The organism is Photorhabdus sp. RM96S (assembly GCF_042879335.1).
GTDB classification, from domain to species: Bacteria; Pseudomonadota; Gammaproteobacteria; order Enterobacterales; family Enterobacteriaceae; genus Photorhabdus; species Photorhabdus kayaii.
Genome location: NZ_JBHFKT010000006.1, coordinates 144,467 through 159,432, shown reverse-complemented (window position 1 = coordinate 159,432; position 14,966 = coordinate 144,467). Strand labels below are relative to the sequence as shown.

The following is a 14,966-nucleotide window of genomic DNA, read 5'->3' as shown; positions in this document are numbered from 1 at the left end:
ACCAATTGGTGTTAGGCTAATGTGGTTTTTTTCATGATTTTGTAAAGTTATGTTGGTTTTATCGCTTAACAGGTTAAAAGCCTTGAATATAGTAAGAACAGCCTTATTTATAGAGTAGTTCTGAAAGTGCATTGATTATTAATAAAGGAAGCCGGTTTTTATGATGCGAATTGTTTTGTTCCTCCTCACTAACCTCGCTGTTATGTTGGTGTTCGGGATAATACTTTCTTTGACAGGAATTCAGGGGAGTAGTGTACAAGGTTTGATGATTATGGCTGGTCTGTTTGGTTTCGGTGGGGCGTTTGTTTCCCTGTTGATGTCCAAATGGATGGCCCTACGTTCTGTGGGTGCCCAGGTCATAGAACAGCCAGCAAATGAAGTTGAACATTGGTTAGTTGAAACTGTTCGCCGTCAAGCGGAACAAGTCAATATTGCCATGCCCCAGGTTGCGATTTATACCGCGCCTGATATTAACGCATTCGCTACCGGAGCGCGTCGTAATGCTTCTCTGGTTGCTGTCAGCACCGGTCTATTGGATAACATGAGTAGGGCAGAAGCAGAAGCTGTTATTGCTCATGAGATTAGTCATATTGCTAATGGTGATATGGTGACGATGACCTTGCTGCAAGGGATAGTAAATACTTTCGTTATCTTTATTTCCCGTCTACTGGCTCAAGCTGTATCAAGTTTCCTGTCTGGCAACAGTGATGAGGAAGAGAGTAACTCTTCGGGCAATCCTATTGTTTACATGGTTGTTTCAATGGTGTTGGAAATAGTATTTGGTATTCTGGCGAGCATTATCACAATGTGGTTCTCACGTTATCGCGAATTCCATGCAGATGCAGGTTCTGCCAAGTTGGTCGGTCGTGAGAAAATGATCGCTGCTTTACAGCGTCTGAAAACCAGTTATGAACCGCAGGAAGAAGGCAGTATGATGGCGTTCTGTATTAATGGTAAATCAAAAACATTCAGTGAGCTGTTCATGTCTCACCCACCATTGGACAAACGTATTGAAGCACTGCGTAGTGGACAGTACCTGAATAAATAATATTGTGAATAAAATAAAAAGCCGGGGAATCAATCCCGGCTTTTTTACAGTTTTTGAAGTTTTAAATTATAGCTGACTTAATTCAACATGTTCTTCCTGATCGAAGATAGTTTTATCAGTTTGTCCCATCAGTTGGCTGGTAATAGTGCCAGCAGTCATTGAACCACTTACATTCAGTGCCGTACGGCCCATATCAATGAGAGGCTCAACAGAAATCAATAAAGCAATCAACGTTACAGGTAGTCCCATTGCGGGTAAGACAATCAGTGCTGCAAACGTAGCACCGCCGCCCACACCAGCAACGCCAGCAGAGCTGATAGTGACAATGCCAACGAGTGTTGCAATCCACATCGGGTCGAGTGGGTTTATGCCCACTGTTGGAGCAACCATTGCGGCCAACATGGCGGGATAAATTCCGGCACAGCCATTCTGACCGATTGTTGCTCCAAAAGATGCTGAAAAGCTGGCGATTGATTCTGGTACGCCAATACGGAGTGTCTGGGTTTCGACATTCAGTGGAATACTGGCAGCACTGGAACGGCTGGTGAATGCAAAAGTCAACACTGGCCAAGTTTTTTTGAAAAATCTAAGTGGATTGATGCCGAAGAGAGAAAGTAGAAACCCATGAGCAACAAATACTAGTGCTAGTGCAATATAGGATGCGATAACAAAGGTTCCCAGTTTTGCAATTTCATGGATATTAGAGTTAGCGACAACTTTGGTCATCAGGGCCATAACACCATACGGCGTTAAGCGCATAACCAGACGAACCAGTTTCATTACCCATGCCTGTATAGTGTCGATAGCGACTAATATGCGTTCACCCTTCTCATGATCATCTTTCAACATTTGCAGGGCAGCGATACCTAAGAAGGTTGCGAAAATAACAACGCTGATAACAGAAGTTGGGTTAGCGCCGGTTAAATCTGCGAACGGATTTTTCGGAATAAAAGATAGAATCAATTGTGGTACAGATAAATCAGAGACTTTGCTGACATAGTTGTTTTCGATAGCAGACAGACGTGTTGTTTCTTGGGGACCTTGAATCAGACCTTCAGCAGTCAGGCCGAACAGGTTGATAATCATGATACCGATAAGTGCTGCAATCATTGTAGTGAATAACAACGTTCCGATAGTCAGAAAGCTGATTTTTCCCAGAGAAGATGCTTTGTGTAGTTTGGCGACTGCACTCAAAATAGAGGCAAATATCAGAGGCATAATGACCATTTGTAGAAGTTGTACGTAGCCATTACCTACAATGTTGAACCATGATATGGATTCCTTCACTATGGTATTATCAGAACCATAAACCAGTTGCAGTGCTAAGCCAAAAATAATGCCAATGGTAAGGCCCGCAAAAACCTTTTTCGACAGGTTCCATTGCCGTGAACTGGTTTTTGACAATAGCAAAAGCAGTGCTACGAAGACGAGCACATTCGAAATGAGTGGTAAATTCATCCCCAAACTCCAGAATTCAATTTAGTTAAGTTATAAGCTGTATTGAATCGTGTAGGTTTGCAAACGAACACATTACAACAAGCAGTTGGGGAATATAGTACCAGATTAAACTATTTTCATTTATAACTATATAGAATTTAATATAATTAATGTGACTTTTAAGATTTATTTTTAGTCAATTAGAGCATTAGAAATAGAGATCTTTGATGCGATTTATATAAAAAAGTATAGAAGATTCAATATCTTCTGGTAGAAAAATGGCAATGACAATTAATAGGGCAGAAATAAACCTTTCTGCTTTCTTATTTCCTTGCTTGCCAAGCACAGGTAGACAGAAACGTATTTTGATTGGCCACAATAACGGCACACCAGCCGGTGTTAGCATATCTGCAATCAGATGGCTCAAATAGCCAACAATCATGGCATGGAAAAAATCAGTTGGGATTAGCCACTCTTCGGGTATTTTTAGCCAAAATAAAGTAATCCCTAATATGAGAGCAAGTAAACTGTGAGTAAAGCCTCTATGACCACAGAGTTTGGCAATAGGAATGGAGATAAATCTGAATAATCTACCCAGGGTTGAATTAGGGTGATCGATATCGGGTAACAAGGCAGTAAGCAGTACCCCTGGTAGCATATGCAACCAGTCTCCATAAGCTATCTCTGGTGTTATTTCTAGCTTATGTGCCAAGATGATGCTGGCAACTGAAAATAAAAGATGCCCTTCTGCGGTCATAAATTCCTCTGACTAATAACTGTCTATCCATACAGTCGGCGAAGTATAGAGGGTTTTATGTGGGTAAGATAGAGGGTGAAAAGCAAAAATATCTTATTTATTAATATATACCCGTCATCTTTCAAGTTGCCTCTTTGTTGGCGGCACTCGCTCACCCCGGTCACATAGTTACCTATGCTCCCGGGGATTCACTCCCTTGCCGTCGCGATGCATCTTGAAATCCATAGGGTATATAACGTTAATATTTAATTAGATTTTTGTTTGACAGAATAAGACATAAGCGCTACGGCTACTATGTGAACAATAAGAAGCTGCCATCGGCATAAATGATGAAAGGTTTAAAGCATATTCAACACCTGGGAGTAAAGGACGGTTTTCTTTTACCAAATCGATAACATGGTCGGTAATTCTCTGTTCCACGTCTGATTTTGATGCCCCTTGCCAGGGAGAAGCCTGATACCAAAGTTCCACAACTTGGTCAATTCGCAATCCAAGAGTATCTGGTAGTTTTTCTGCTAAAGAGAAATCCAGACCTAATTCACTAAATACTTCTTTTTCTCCTTGGGTCCAATAGGGTTCAGAGTCAATCAGTAAGCCGTCCATATCGAAAATGGCCGCTTTTATTGGTAAATGAAAAGACATTTAAGTATCTCTCTCTGGTCAGACAGTTAGCGAAAGCTGATTGTAACAATCTCAGTAGGTGAAATCTTTTCCTGATCGGGAACATGGTAAGAAATGCTTAGTTAATTAAATATAAAGTTAAATTTGGTGATTGATGGGCTATGATTAGCCGAAAATAAAATCTGCTTATTGTTATGAGGGATATCGATGACTTACCAAAAAGCCGGATACATCGCTATTATTAAGCGAGTTTTAGGTTGGGTGATTTTTGTTCCGGCACTTTTATCGACCACTGTTTCTGTGATTAACCTTGCCTGGCTGCACGGTATTAAAGGTGATGGTATCAATGCTGTTTTGGATGATTTCCTGAAAATGATGGCTGAAATGGTGCGTTTTAATACCCCATTTCTGGATTTCTTCTGGAAAAACTCACCAACACCTGATCGTCTGGCTGGTTTTACCGGATCAACGCTTGGTTTCCTGATTATCTATTTTCTTATTTTTTTCGGCCTTGCTATGAGTGCGTCAGGTCAACGGATATACAGACAAGTGAAGTTTATACGAGAAAACATTGAAGATCAGCTTATTATTGAAAAAGCTAAAGGCAATGATGGCTTGACGAGAGAACAGATTGAATTAAAAATTAAACTTCCTCGTCATACGCTGTTCAGTCAGATTTATACCTTATATATTTCACCGGTAATTATCGGTGCAATTTTTTATTTTCTATTGAAAATCTTAGGCTGGTAGATTCTCCGGTTGGCTATAGCTGCGGAATAAGTATTTTCGCAGCCTGATTACCATCTATTGGCTATTTTCAGTCAAAATATTATCGAGAATATTTTGAACCGCAATAAAATTATCACCACCAAAGAGATTACACCGGTTAAGCAAATAATAGAGCTGATACACAGGCTGCCGTTCAATAAAGTTGGCAGGGAGTGGCCATATGCTCTGATAGCCATCAAAAATTTGCATGGGTAAGTCAGGGTATAACGGTAACATAGCGAAATCACATTCACGATCTCCCCAATAACAGGCTGGGTCGAAGGCAACGGCTTGGTCATCTAGCGAAGCACAATTAGCTGGCCAGAGATCGCCATGTAACAGAGAGGGTTGTGGCTGATGGTGTTGAAGTTTGTTACTTATAGCTTGAACGATATTATCAATATCACCAAATATCATGTTTTTTTCTGCTGCGATTTGTAATTGCCAACCAACCCGCTTTTCCGCATAAAATTGGTGCCAACGTCGTTGCCAGCCATTAGGTTGTGGAGTTGTTGCCAGCATATTGTCAAAGTCAAAGCCGAATTGAGGTTGCTCACTCCATTGATGAAGTTTTGCCAGTTGTTGACCGAAGCAATAGGCACTGTGAGGGTCAAAAGATTTTAAAGGCAGAAATTCAAGCAATAGAAAGCTATGGTCACGGGCATTGCCAATGCCATAAACAGTTGGAACACGGATAGTTTGGCTGCGAGCCAGGAGTTCAAGCTGTTCTGATTCTGCTTTGAAGACAGGGAGCATCTCGCGCAGATTTGATTTGACAAAAACTTGTCGTTTTCCATGAGTGACTCGCCAAGCTTGGTGGATGTCCCCCCCGGCTAACTCAGTTTTATCGTGAATTTCAGCAACACCGAAATGTTCGTTTAACAAATGATTTACTGTTTGCCACATGGTTCACCTCTCTATGTCGTCAATTACTTTATGAACAATTATAGTCAGAGAAAACATATGATCAGGTAAAAAAGATGATTAACAGGGTTATACCCGTCATCTTTCAAGTTGCCTCTTTGTTGGCTGCACTCACTCACCCCGGTCACATCGTTATCTATGCTCCCGGGGATTCGCTCCCTTGCCGTCGCGATCCATCTTGAAATCCATAGGGTATATATCTCAAAACAGATATAACCCTTTTTGTTATTGATTGGGTTCGTTAGAGATTTGTAGGGCTGATTGATACGTTTTACGTTTGGATTTTGTTCTTACAAGTTTTATCTGACTGTAAGTCAGTGCCAGTGTAAAGAAAATAGCCTGAACAATAACAATGCATGGCCCCGTTGCACCATCAATGTGGAAACTGACCAGAGTACCCAGGACACAGGAACTGACTGATGCAATGATAGCGACAATTAACATTCGGTCAAAACTGCGGCATAACATGAAAGCGATGATTCCCGGTGATATCAACATTGCGATAACTAAAATCATTCCCACGGCTTGCAGGGAAGCGACAATGGTCATTGACAATAGACAAAGTAAACCGTAATGCAAAAGCTTAACAGGTAATCCCACTACGCGTGCTTGGTTTGGATCGAAGCAGTAAAGCATGAAGTCTTTGCGCTTTAGCAGTACTACCGCCATAGTGATACAGGCAATCCATAATGTTTGATTCAACTCATCTTTAGTGATCCCTAGAATATTTCCGAACAAAATATGAGTGAGATGTTGGTCAGTGTCTATTCGGGCAAAAAGAACTAAACCAAAGGCAAACATGCCTGAAAAGACAATTCCCATGACAGTATCTTCTTTTATCCGGCTATGTTCTTTCAGATATCCTGTTGCAAAAGCACAAAAAATACCGGAAAGGAATGCGCCAATAGCCAGCGGTATACCAGCAGCGAAAGCTAGCACAATGCCTGGCAATACAGCGTGAGAGATGGCATCACCCATTAACGACCAGCCCTTAAGAACCAGATAACAAGAGAGTATTGCACATACTGCACCTGTTACAATAGCAGCAAATACCGCCCGTTGCATAAATGGAAACATAAACGGCTCAGTGAGTAATTGTGTCAACTCATTCATAATTGTGTTGTCTCCTGAGCCAAGGCTGAGGATTCTTTTCTGGCACGTATACGTGAAGCGAATAGCCCATGCTTTGGTGCAAAGAAGAATGCGAGTAGGAAAATAACGGTTTGCAGCGTGACAATGACACCACCAGTAGCGCCGTTAAGGAAAAAGCTTAGGTAAGCGCCAAATGCACTGGTCAGGGAACCAATAGTAACGGCAATGATCAGCAGGTGCTTAAAACGATCTGTTAATAAGTAAGCTGTTGCGCCTGGAGTGACAACCATTGCAATCACCAGAATAGCGCCGACAGTTTGTAAGGCTGCGACAGTACAAGCACTCAACAAAGTAAAAAAAATGATTTTCATCCGCAAGGGAGATAAACCGATAGAGCGAGCATGTGTTTCATCAAAAAATACAATTAGCAAATCTTTCCAGATAAACATGAGCACGATAAATGAAATCGCAATAATGATTTCAACTTGGAGAACATCTTCATCAGCGATGCCAAGGATATTGCCGAAAATAATGGTTTGTACGTTAACCGATGTAGGATTGAGGGAAACGATTAATAAGCCGACCGCAAAGAAAGTGGAAAAAATGAACCCGATTACTGCATCTTCACGTAAGCGAGTGATATGACGAACTAAAGTCATAGACAGAGCTGCCAGCATTCCGGTAAAAAAAGCACCACCTGCATAAGGAAGACCCAGCGCATAAGCACCAGCGACGCCAGGCACAACTGAGTGAGAGAGCGCGTCTCCCATCAATGACCAGCCTTTTAACATCAGGTAGGAAGAAAGAAAGGCACAGACAGCACCGACGATGGCGCTAACCCAGATGGCTTTTACCATGTAATTATAGTGAAAAGGTTGCAGCAAAAGCTCTGTCATGATTGACGCTTCTCCTTATGCTGACCCTGCCTTGGCGGAACATGATGATCATGACCATAAAATACGGCTGCGCGTTCATCATCAGTAATAACAGTCAAGGAGCGTGGATCATCATCATCATGTAATTCCGGACCAGATAGATTAATATGACGAAGTACTCCACCAAAAGTCATCTCTAAATTTTTTTGGGTGAACGTTGTTTCTGTTGGGCCACTTGCTAGAACAGTTCGGTTGATTAGGATAACATGATCGCAGAATTCAGGCACGCTACCGAGGTTATGTGTAGAAACCAGAACCAGATGGCCCTCATCACGTAAATCACACAACAGGTCAATGATGGCATTCTCTGTTTTTACATCAACACCAGTAAAAGGTTCATCTAGTAATAGAACTTTACCTTCCTGAGCTAGAGCTCTTGCAAGAAAAACCCGTTTTTTCTGCCCGCCCGAGAGTTCGCCAATCTGTCGGTTGCGTAGGGCCGTTAAGCCGACACGTTCAAGTGCTTTATCAACAGCTTGGTGATCTCTTTTACTTGGGATTCTCAGGAATCCCATTTTCCCATAGCGGCCCATCATAACGACATCAGAAACCAATACTGGAAAGTTCCAGTCGACTTCTTCTGTTTGAGGGACATATGCAATAATATTTTTCTTCAAAGCATTTTTGACTGGCATATCACTCAGAGTTACTTTTCCCTGAGATGGGCTTACCAGTCCCATGATAGTCTTAAACAATGTGGATTTACCGCTACCGTTAATGCCCACCAACGCACAAATAGTTCCACCGGTGATAGAAAAACTTGCATCATAAATAGCTGTGTGACCATTGTTATAAGTCACAGTGGCGTCATCAACGACTAAATGAGGACGTTCAAACAGTATATTGCTATTCATTGATTAAATCCTTTTGCGATTGTATCTACAGTTTTGTTCAGTAAATCAATGTAAGTTGGTACCGGGCCAGTACTGCCGGAGAGTGAATCTACATAAAGAACGCCACCATAACGGGCGTCTGTTTCTTTACTGACTTGTTTAGCGGGTTTATCTGAAATTGTACTTTCGCTAAATACAACTGGGATTTTGTTTGCTCTTACAGTATCAATGACATGACGAACTTGTTGTGGTGAACCTTGTTCTTCCGCATTAATTGGCCATAGATAAACTTCCTTGAATTGGTAATCTTTAGCTAAATAGCTAAAAGCCCCTTCACTGGTGACTAACCAACGTTGATCCTGTGGAATACGGGAAAGACGTTTTCTCAGTGGAGAATCCAGTTGTGCGATTTTTTCAGCATAGGCTTTGGCATTCTTATTATAAATTTCTGTATTTTCAGGATCGTATTTCACAAATGCTTGGCGAATATTCTCAATATAGATTAAAGCATTTGTGGGTGACATCCAAGCATGAGGATTAGGGTTCCCGTTGTAAGGCCCTTCACGGATAGGTAGTGGTTCAATGCCGTCAGTAATGACAACGGCAGGTACATCTTTAAGGTTTTCAAAGAAGCGTTCAAACCAGCGTTCTAGATTTAGCCCATTCCAAAGGATCAAATCAGCATGTTGAGATTTTATAATATCTTTGGGGGTGGGTTGGTAATCATGGATTTCGGCACCAGGTTTAGTAATTGATTCAACAATCGCCGCATCACCTGCTACGTTTTGTGCGATATCTTGGATAATAGTAAAGGTCGTGACAACTTTAAATTGTTTGGCGGCGGATACCTGATGACTAAATAGAATTACAGATAAGAGAATCAACATAATTCCCAGAACAGGAGGAGAAAGTAAAAGCAGAGAAAGTTTTTTCTTCATAAAATTCAAACCTTACTTGTTATAAGTATATGATAACGATTATCAATATCATTTAAGTAAAGTCAAGATGATAAAATTTGGAAATAGCAATTGTTGCAATAGTCATTCCATATGATATGAACACGAATACAGTGAAAAGTTAAGTAAAAATATTTTTAGATTGTAAACGAAATTGTATATGCTGCGCTGTAGCAAAATTTGATCCGGAGGATTATAGGGTGAAATTAAGACTGAGCTTTGTGGCACTGGTCGTGCTGTTAGTCGGTTGTGCTGAGAGAAATGTTCAGCAAACAAATGTTGGTAAACAGTCCGGTCAGCAACGTATGCTTAGCAATACTTCCAACGCAGCTAGAATTTCTTCTTTTCCGCCGACGCCTTTTGATACCTTTATTCAACAGGCATCCAATCGGTACGGCGTTGATGAAACTCTGATCAGAGCGATTATTCAAGTTGAATCCGGTTTTCGTCCTAATGTAGTCAGTAAATCGAATGCAATTGGTCTTATGCAAATTAAAGCATCGACAGCAGGGCGGGATGTGTATCGACAGAAAGGGCGTTCTGGTCAGCCAACAACTAGTGAGTTGAAAGATCCTAAAACTAATATTGATCTTGGCACTGCTTATATCAGTATCCTGAAGGAGCAACATCTGGTAGGTATTGATAACCCTGAGACTCTCTACTACGCCACTATCGTTGCCTACGTAAATGGTGCGGGTGCTCTTTTGCGTACTTTTAATGCAGATCGTCAATTAGCCGTCAATAAAATAAACAGCATGACGCCGGATGAGTTTTATCGGTATGTTCAGGATAATCATCCAGCACCTCAGGCTCCACGCTATTTGTGGAAGGTGAAAAAGGCTTATCGTTAACAACAAGCCGCCCGTGGCAATTTGCGTCGCGAGTTCGCCGGAGCGGATAGCAACCCGCAAATTAGACGGATTCGACTAATAAATGCAAATGATTTTACCCATACTAAACATCGCCGTGACCTGACTGGTTGTTGATGGTATATTTTCGCGGTGTTTCGGTATTGAAGGTAATCACTTTTTACATTGTGTACCAATTTTAGTACCAAACTTTAATGGATTGACGAGATAATAATTTAAATCGTTATTTTAGTTGAATATCAAACTCCTTCAAGTGACCTTTCGTGTGGGTCACCACTGTAGATAAGGATTTTAAATGCCTGTTGTTACTCTTCCTGACGGTAGCCAACGCCAGTTTGACCATGCCGTTTCTGTAATGGATGTTGCCTGTGATATTGGTCCAGGTTTAGCGAAAGCATGTATTGCTGGCCGCGTAAATGGTGAGCTAGTGGATGCTTGTGAATTAATCGATTCAGATGCCAATCTTGCCATCATCACCAGTAAAGATGATGCAGGGCTGGAAATTATCCGCCATTCATGCGCTCATCTGTTAGGCCATGCAATTAAACAATTATGGCCAGATACTAAAATGGCTATCGGTCCAATTATTGATAATGGTTTTTACTATGATGTTGATCTTGGCCGTGCTCTGACGCAGGAAGATATTGAACTGCTTGAAAAGCGGATGTTGGAACTTGCCAAAAAAGACTATGACGTCATCAAGAAAAAAGTGAACTGGCAAGAAGCTCGTGATACCTTCGTTGCTCGTGGTGAGGATTATAAAGTCCAAATTTTGGATGAAAACATCAGTCGAGATGATCGTCCTGGTCTCTATAATCATGAAGAATATATTGACATGTGCCGTGGCCCACATGTGCCAAATATGCGTTTCTGCCATCATTTTAAATTACAGAAAGTCGCAGGGGCATATTGGCGTGGGGATAGCAACAATAAAATGTTGCAACGAATATACGGTACCGCGTGGGCTGATAAGAAACAGCTCAATACTTATCTGCAACGTTTGGAAGAAGCAGCCAAACGTGACCATCGTAAGATTGGTAAACAATTAGATCTATACCACATGCAGGAAGAAGCTCCAGGTATGGCATTCTGGCATAATGATGGTTGGACTATTTTTCGTGAGCTGGAAACTTTTGTCCGGACCAAACTGAAAGAATATCAATATCAGGAAGTTAAAGGTCCGTTTATGATGGACCGTGTCATGTGGGAAAGAACGGGTCACTGGGAAAACTACGGTGAGCATATGTTTACCACTTCTTCAGAGAACCGTGAATATTGCGTTAAACCGATGAACTGCCCAGGGCATATTCAGATTTTTAACCAAGGCTTAAAATCTTACCGTGATTTACCGTTACGTATGGCTGAATTCGGTAGTTGTCACCGTAATGAACCATCAGGGGCATTACATGGTTTGATGCGGGTTCGTGGTTTTACTCAGGATGATGCTCATATCTTCTGTACAGAAGAGCAAATTCACCGGGAAGTTAGCAATTGCATTAAGATGGTGTATGACGTTTACAGCACTTTTGGTTTTGAAAAGATCATGGTTAAGCTGTCAACCCGCCCGGAAAAGCGCATTGGTACTGAAGAACAATGGAATCAAGCGGAAGAAGCTTTGGCGGCAGCACTACAAGAAAATGGTGTTCAATTTGAATATCAACCAGGTGAAGGTGCCTTCTACGGACCGAAAATTGAATTTACTTTGCATGATTGTTTGGATCGTGCGTGGCAATGTGGTACTGTGCAGCTCGACTTTTCACTACCTGGTCGTTTGAATGCGTCCTACGTAGGTGAAAATAATGAACGTAAGGTTCCTGTAATGATTCACCGTGCGGTTCTGGGTTCACTGGAACGGTTTATCGGTATCCTAACTGAAGAGTATGCGGGTTTCTTCCCAACATGGATTGCTCCACAGCAGGTAGTGGTGATGAATATCACCGATAGCCAGGCTGATTATGTACAGGAATTAGTAAAAAAGCTTCAAGATGCTGGCATTCGTGCAAAAGCAGACTTGAGAAACGAGAAGATTGGCTTTAAAATCCGTGAACACACTCTACGTCGTGTTCCCTACATGCTTGTCTGTGGTGAAAAAGAGGTCGAATCAGGGAAAGTTTCCGTTCGTACCCGCCGTGGTAAAGATTTAGGTAGCATTGATGTTAACGAGTTCATCGAAAAACTGCTTGTAGAAATACGCAGTCGTAATCTTCATCAATTGGAGGAATAAGGTATTAAAGGCGGAAAAAGAATTCAAACAGCGCGTCCTAATCGCATTAACGGAGAAATTCGCGCTTCTGAAGTTCGTTTAACAGGTTTAGATGGCGAACAGATTGGCATTGTCAGTCTGAGGGAAGCTCTTGAAAAAGCTGAGGAAGCGGGTGTTGATTTAGTTGAAATCAGCCCGAATGCCGAGCCGCCGGTTTGCCGTATCATGGATTACGGCAAGTTCCTCTATGAGAAGAGTAAGTCGATCAAAGAGCAGAAGAAAAAACAAAAAATTATTCAGGTTAAGGAAATTAAATTCCGTCCTGGTACAGATGAAGGCGACTATCAGGTCAAACTACGCAACCTGGTTCGTTTTCTGGAAGATGGCGATAAAGCCAAAATCACCCTGCGTTTCCGTGGGCGTGAAATGGCACACCAGCAGATTGGTATCGAAATGCTTAACCGCATTCGCGACGATCTGGATGAATTGGCGGTAGTCGAATCCTTCCCTTCGAAGATTGAAGGCCGTCAGATGATAATGGTGCTCGCTCCTAAGAAGAAATAGTTAGGCAATCAAGTAATAAGCTCCAGTCGGTTCATCTGGTTGGGGCTTATTCGCCTGATTAATTCGTTGTAATTCACAATGCGAAGTGGAAATTAAAATGCCAAAGATTAAAACAGTACGCGGCGCCGCTAAACGTTTTAAAAAAACTGCAAGTGGCGGTTTTAAGCGTAAGCGTGCTAACCTTCGTCACATTCTGACTAAGAAATCAACCAAGCGTAAACGTCATTTACGTCCAAAGGGCATGGTCTCCAAAGGTGATCTGGGCCTGGTTGTTGCTTGCTTGCCGTACGCATAAGCAATTTTTAGATTAGAATTCAGAGACGATAGGAGAAGTATATGGCTCGCGTAAAACGTGGTGTTGTCGCCCGTGCACGTCACAAGAAAATTTTAAAGCAAGCGAAAGGTTACTACGGTGCCCGTTCGCGCGTTTACCGTGTTGCCTTCCAGGCAGTAATTAAAGCAGGGCAGTACGCTTACCGTGACCGTCGTCAGCGTAAACGTCAGTTCCGTCAACTGTGGATTGCACGTATCAACGCTGCTGCACGTCAGAATGGTTTGTCTTACAGCCGTTTCATCGATGGTCTGAAAAAAGCCTCTATTGAAATCGACCGTAAGATCCTGGCTGACATCGCTGTGTTTGACAAAGTGGCATTTGCTGCTTTAGTTGAAAAAGCGAAGAGCGCTCTGGCATAAGTTAGGGTAGTAAGAGGGGGGCATGCTCCCTCTTTTACTTTGTTGTCAGATGTAGCTTACGAGAGAGAGTCGTTGTCAAAAAAGAGTTTTACTCTGAGAGAACTAACATTATGTCTTTAGCTTTTTTTCGCATCTTTTTTTACTTTAGCACCTGAATTCAGGGGGCTTTGCGCGTAAGAAAAGAAACGAAAAGTAGCGCCTGAGCCTCCGTTGTGGAGGTTTTTTTGTTTTTATGACAGTAAGGCCGTTAGGCCGAAGGAAGAGGAAAACGATGCCACATCTCGCTGAACTGGTTGCAAACGCAAGAGCAGCCATAGAAGATGCCCAGGATGTTGCTGCGTTGGATTTGGTGCGTGTTGAATATTTAGGCAAAAAAGGCCATTTAACTCTCCAAATGTCATCGCTGCGTGATCTGCCGGTCGAAGAACGTCCAGCAGCAGGGGCGGTTATTAATCAGGCTAAGCAAGAAGTCCAGGAAGCTCTGAATATCCGTAAAGAAAAACTGGAGACTGACCTTTTGAACTTCCGTTTAGCAGCGGAAAAAATTGATGTATCATTGCCGGGTCGCCGTATGGAAAATGGTGGACTACATCCGGTTAACCGCACAATAGAGCGTATTGAGACTTTCTTTGGTGAATTAGGGTTTTCTATAGAATCAGGCCCTGAGATTGAAGATGATTATCATAATTTCGATGCGTTGAATATTCCTGCTCACCATCCTGCACGTGCTGATCATGATACTTTCTGGTTTGATGCCAAACGTCTGTTGCGTACTCAGACTTCAGGTGTTCAGGTTAGAACTATGCACAGTCAACAGCCGCCAATTCGCGTCATTGCACCGGGTCGCGTGTATCGTAATGACTACGATCAGACACACACGCCCATGTTCCATCAGGTAGAAGGTTTGATTATTGATCGTGATATCAGTTTTACCAACCTGAAAGGAACGTTGCACGATTTCCTGACTAACTTTTTTGAAGAAGATTTGCAGGTTCGTTTCCGACCTTCTTATTTTCCATTTACAGAACCTTCGGCGGAAGTTGATGTAATGGGTAAAAACGGCAAATGGCTGGAAGTGTTGGGTTGCGGTATGGTTCATCCTAATGTATTGCATAATGTTGGCCTTGATCCTGAAATTTATTCTGGTTTTGCTTTCGGCATGGGAGTGGAACGCCTGACAATGTTACGTTACGGTGTAACTGATTTGCGTGCGTTCTTCGAAAATGATCTGCGTTTTCTCAAACAGTTTAAATAAGGGCGGGAATA

16 protein-coding genes, 1 pseudogene and 1 other annotated feature are annotated in these 14,966 nt (G+C 42.1%); of the genes and pseudogenes, 8 read left to right on the top strand and 9 right to left on the bottom strand.

The features are described from left to right. Positions 1-160 precede the first annotated feature (160 nt). Positions 161-1,048, top strand: coding sequence for a protease HtpX (gene htpX, locus ACGF49_RS05825; RefSeq protein WP_113041005.1), 888 nt, complete (start codon positions 161-163; stop codon positions 1,046-1,048). A 66-nt stretch (positions 1,049-1,114) separates the two neighbouring features. Here htpX and ACGF49_RS05820 read toward each other — a convergent pair whose 3' ends face one another. The 4 genes and pseudogenes from ACGF49_RS05820 to ACGF49_RS05805 form a co-directional block, all read right to left on the bottom strand. Next, positions 1,115-2,506, bottom strand: coding sequence for an L-cystine transporter (locus tag ACGF49_RS05820; RefSeq protein ID WP_191214722.1), 1,392 nt, complete (start codon positions 2,504-2,506; stop codon positions 1,115-1,117). Positions 2,507-2,693: 187 nt separating this feature from the next. Beyond that, positions 2,694-3,242, bottom strand: coding sequence for a metal-dependent hydrolase (locus tag ACGF49_RS05815; protein WP_113041003.1), 549 nt, complete (start codon positions 3,240-3,242; stop codon positions 2,694-2,696). A gap of 23 nt (positions 3,243-3,265) precedes the next feature. Further along, positions 3,266-3,406: a hypothetical protein gene (locus ACGF49_RS05810; RefSeq protein ID WP_387490066.1), complete on the bottom strand. Its 141-nt coding sequence runs from the start codon at positions 3,404-3,406 to the stop codon at positions 3,266-3,268. Positions 3,407-3,533: 127 nt separating this feature from the next. After that, a pseudogene (locus tag ACGF49_RS05805) lies at positions 3,534-3,884 on the bottom strand (HAD hydrolase-like protein); the annotation flags it as partial. Between the two features lie 186 nt (positions 3,885-4,070). Here ACGF49_RS05805 and ACGF49_RS05800 point away from each other — a divergent pair. Further along, positions 4,071-4,613, top strand: coding sequence for a YniB family protein (locus ACGF49_RS05800; RefSeq protein ID WP_113041002.1), 543 nt, complete (start codon positions 4,071-4,073; stop codon positions 4,611-4,613). 54 nt (positions 4,614-4,667) lie between these two features. On the opposite strand, the gene ACGF49_RS05795 is transcribed toward ACGF49_RS05800, so the two are convergent. The 5 genes from ACGF49_RS05795 to ACGF49_RS05775 form a co-directional block, all read right to left on the bottom strand. Beyond that, positions 4,668-5,537, bottom strand: a complete 870-nt coding sequence (locus ACGF49_RS05795) for a fructosamine kinase family protein (protein ID WP_349010818.1) — start codon at positions 5,535-5,537, stop codon at positions 4,668-4,670. 243 nt (positions 5,538-5,780) lie between these two features. Further along, on the bottom strand, positions 5,781-6,668 hold the full coding sequence (locus ACGF49_RS05790; protein WP_271865713.1) for a metal ABC transporter permease: 888 nt from the start codon (positions 6,666-6,668) through the stop codon (positions 5,781-5,783). Continuing rightward, positions 6,665-7,543 (bottom strand): metal ABC transporter permease, encoded by an 879-nt coding sequence (locus ACGF49_RS05785; RefSeq protein ID WP_112875720.1) that lies wholly within the window; start codon positions 7,541-7,543, stop codon positions 6,665-6,667. The genes ACGF49_RS05790 and ACGF49_RS05785 overlap by 4 nt, the downstream gene beginning before the upstream one ends. Continuing rightward, positions 7,540-8,436 carry a manganese/iron ABC transporter ATP-binding protein gene (locus ACGF49_RS05780; protein ID WP_112893985.1) on the bottom strand — a complete coding sequence of 299 codons (897 nt, stop codon included), beginning with the start codon at positions 8,434-8,436 and terminating at the stop codon, positions 7,540-7,542. The genes ACGF49_RS05785 and ACGF49_RS05780 overlap by 4 nt, the downstream gene beginning before the upstream one ends. Next, positions 8,433-9,353: a metal ABC transporter substrate-binding protein gene (locus ACGF49_RS05775; RefSeq protein WP_271858569.1), complete on the bottom strand. Its 921-nt coding sequence runs from the start codon at positions 9,351-9,353 to the stop codon at positions 8,433-8,435. Before ACGF49_RS05775 ends, ACGF49_RS05780 begins: the two co-directional genes overlap by 4 nt. 218 nt (positions 9,354-9,571) lie before the next feature. Here ACGF49_RS05775 and ACGF49_RS05770 point away from each other — a divergent pair, with 218 nt between their 5' ends. The 6 genes from ACGF49_RS05770 (at position 9,572) to pheS (ending at position 14,955) form a co-directional block, all read left to right on the top strand. Next, entirely contained in the window at positions 9,572-10,222 is a 651-nt protein-coding gene (locus ACGF49_RS05770) for a transglycosylase SLT domain-containing protein (protein WP_387490059.1), read from the top strand. A gap of 313 nt (positions 10,223-10,535) precedes the next feature. Further along, positions 10,536-12,464: a threonine--tRNA ligase gene (gene thrS / locus ACGF49_RS05765; RefSeq protein WP_228901572.1), complete on the top strand. Its 1,929-nt coding sequence runs from the start codon at positions 10,536-10,538 to the stop codon at positions 12,462-12,464. Positions 12,465-12,467: 3 nt separating this feature from the next. Beyond that, positions 12,468-13,007: a translation initiation factor IF-3 gene (infC, locus tag ACGF49_RS05760; RefSeq protein WP_228901579.1), complete on the top strand. Its 540-nt coding sequence runs from the start codon at positions 12,468-12,470 to the stop codon at positions 13,005-13,007. A gap of 97 nt (positions 13,008-13,104) precedes the next feature. Further along, a complete protein-coding gene (gene rpmI, locus ACGF49_RS05755) occupies positions 13,105-13,302 on the top strand; it encodes a 50S ribosomal protein L35 (protein WP_011146889.1) in 198 nt (65 codons plus the stop codon). Positions 13,303-13,343: 41 nt separating this feature from the next. Then, a complete protein-coding gene (gene rplT / locus ACGF49_RS05750; RefSeq protein ID WP_011146888.1) occupies positions 13,344-13,700 on the top strand; it encodes a 50S ribosomal protein L20 in 357 nt (118 codons plus the stop codon). Positions 13,701-13,804: 104 nt separating this feature from the next. Further along, positions 13,805-13,929: a sequence feature (Phe leader region), on the top strand. A gap of 42 nt (positions 13,930-13,971) precedes the next feature. Then, positions 13,972-14,955, top strand: coding sequence for a phenylalanine--tRNA ligase subunit alpha (gene pheS, locus ACGF49_RS05745; RefSeq protein WP_387490055.1), 984 nt, complete (start codon positions 13,972-13,974; stop codon positions 14,953-14,955). Positions 14,956-14,966: the final 11 nt, after the last annotated feature.

Coding starts and splice junctions, on each gene's coding strand:
- ACGF49_RS05795 (WP_349010818.1), bottom strand. CDS start 5,537: ATGTGGCAAACAGTAAATCATTTGTTAAACGAACATTTCGGTGTTGCT.
- ACGF49_RS05785 (WP_112875720.1), bottom strand. CDS start 7,543: ATGACAGAGCTTTTGCTGCAACCTTTTCACTATAATTACATGGTAAAA.
- thrS (WP_228901572.1), top strand. CDS start 10,536: ATGCCTGTTGTTACTCTTCCTGACGGTAGCCAACGCCAGTTTGACCAT.
- ACGF49_RS05815 (WP_113041003.1), bottom strand. CDS start 3,242: ATGACCGCAGAAGGGCATCTTTTATTTTCAGTTGCCAGCATCATCTTG.
- ACGF49_RS05780 (WP_112893985.1), bottom strand. CDS start 8,436: ATGAATAGCAATATACTGTTTGAACGTCCTCATTTAGTCGTTGATGAC.
- ACGF49_RS05820 (WP_191214722.1), bottom strand. CDS start 2,506: ATGAATTTACCACTCATTTCGAATGTGCTCGTCTTCGTAGCACTGCTT.
- ACGF49_RS05800 (WP_113041002.1), top strand. CDS start 4,071: ATGACTTACCAAAAAGCCGGATACATCGCTATTATTAAGCGAGTTTTA.
- pheS (WP_387490055.1), top strand. CDS start 13,972: ATGCCACATCTCGCTGAACTGGTTGCAAACGCAAGAGCAGCCATAGAA.
- rpmI (WP_011146889.1), top strand. CDS start 13,105: ATGCCAAAGATTAAAACAGTACGCGGCGCCGCTAAACGTTTTAAAAAA.
- htpX (WP_113041005.1), top strand. CDS start 161: ATGATGCGAATTGTTTTGTTCCTCCTCACTAACCTCGCTGTTATGTTG.
- ACGF49_RS05775 (WP_271858569.1), bottom strand. CDS start 9,353: ATGAAGAAAAAACTTTCTCTGCTTTTACTTTCTCCTCCTGTTCTGGGA.
- rplT (WP_011146888.1), top strand. CDS start 13,344: ATGGCTCGCGTAAAACGTGGTGTTGTCGCCCGTGCACGTCACAAGAAA.
- ACGF49_RS05790 (WP_271865713.1), bottom strand. CDS start 6,668: ATGAATGAGTTGACACAATTACTCACTGAGCCGTTTATGTTTCCATTT.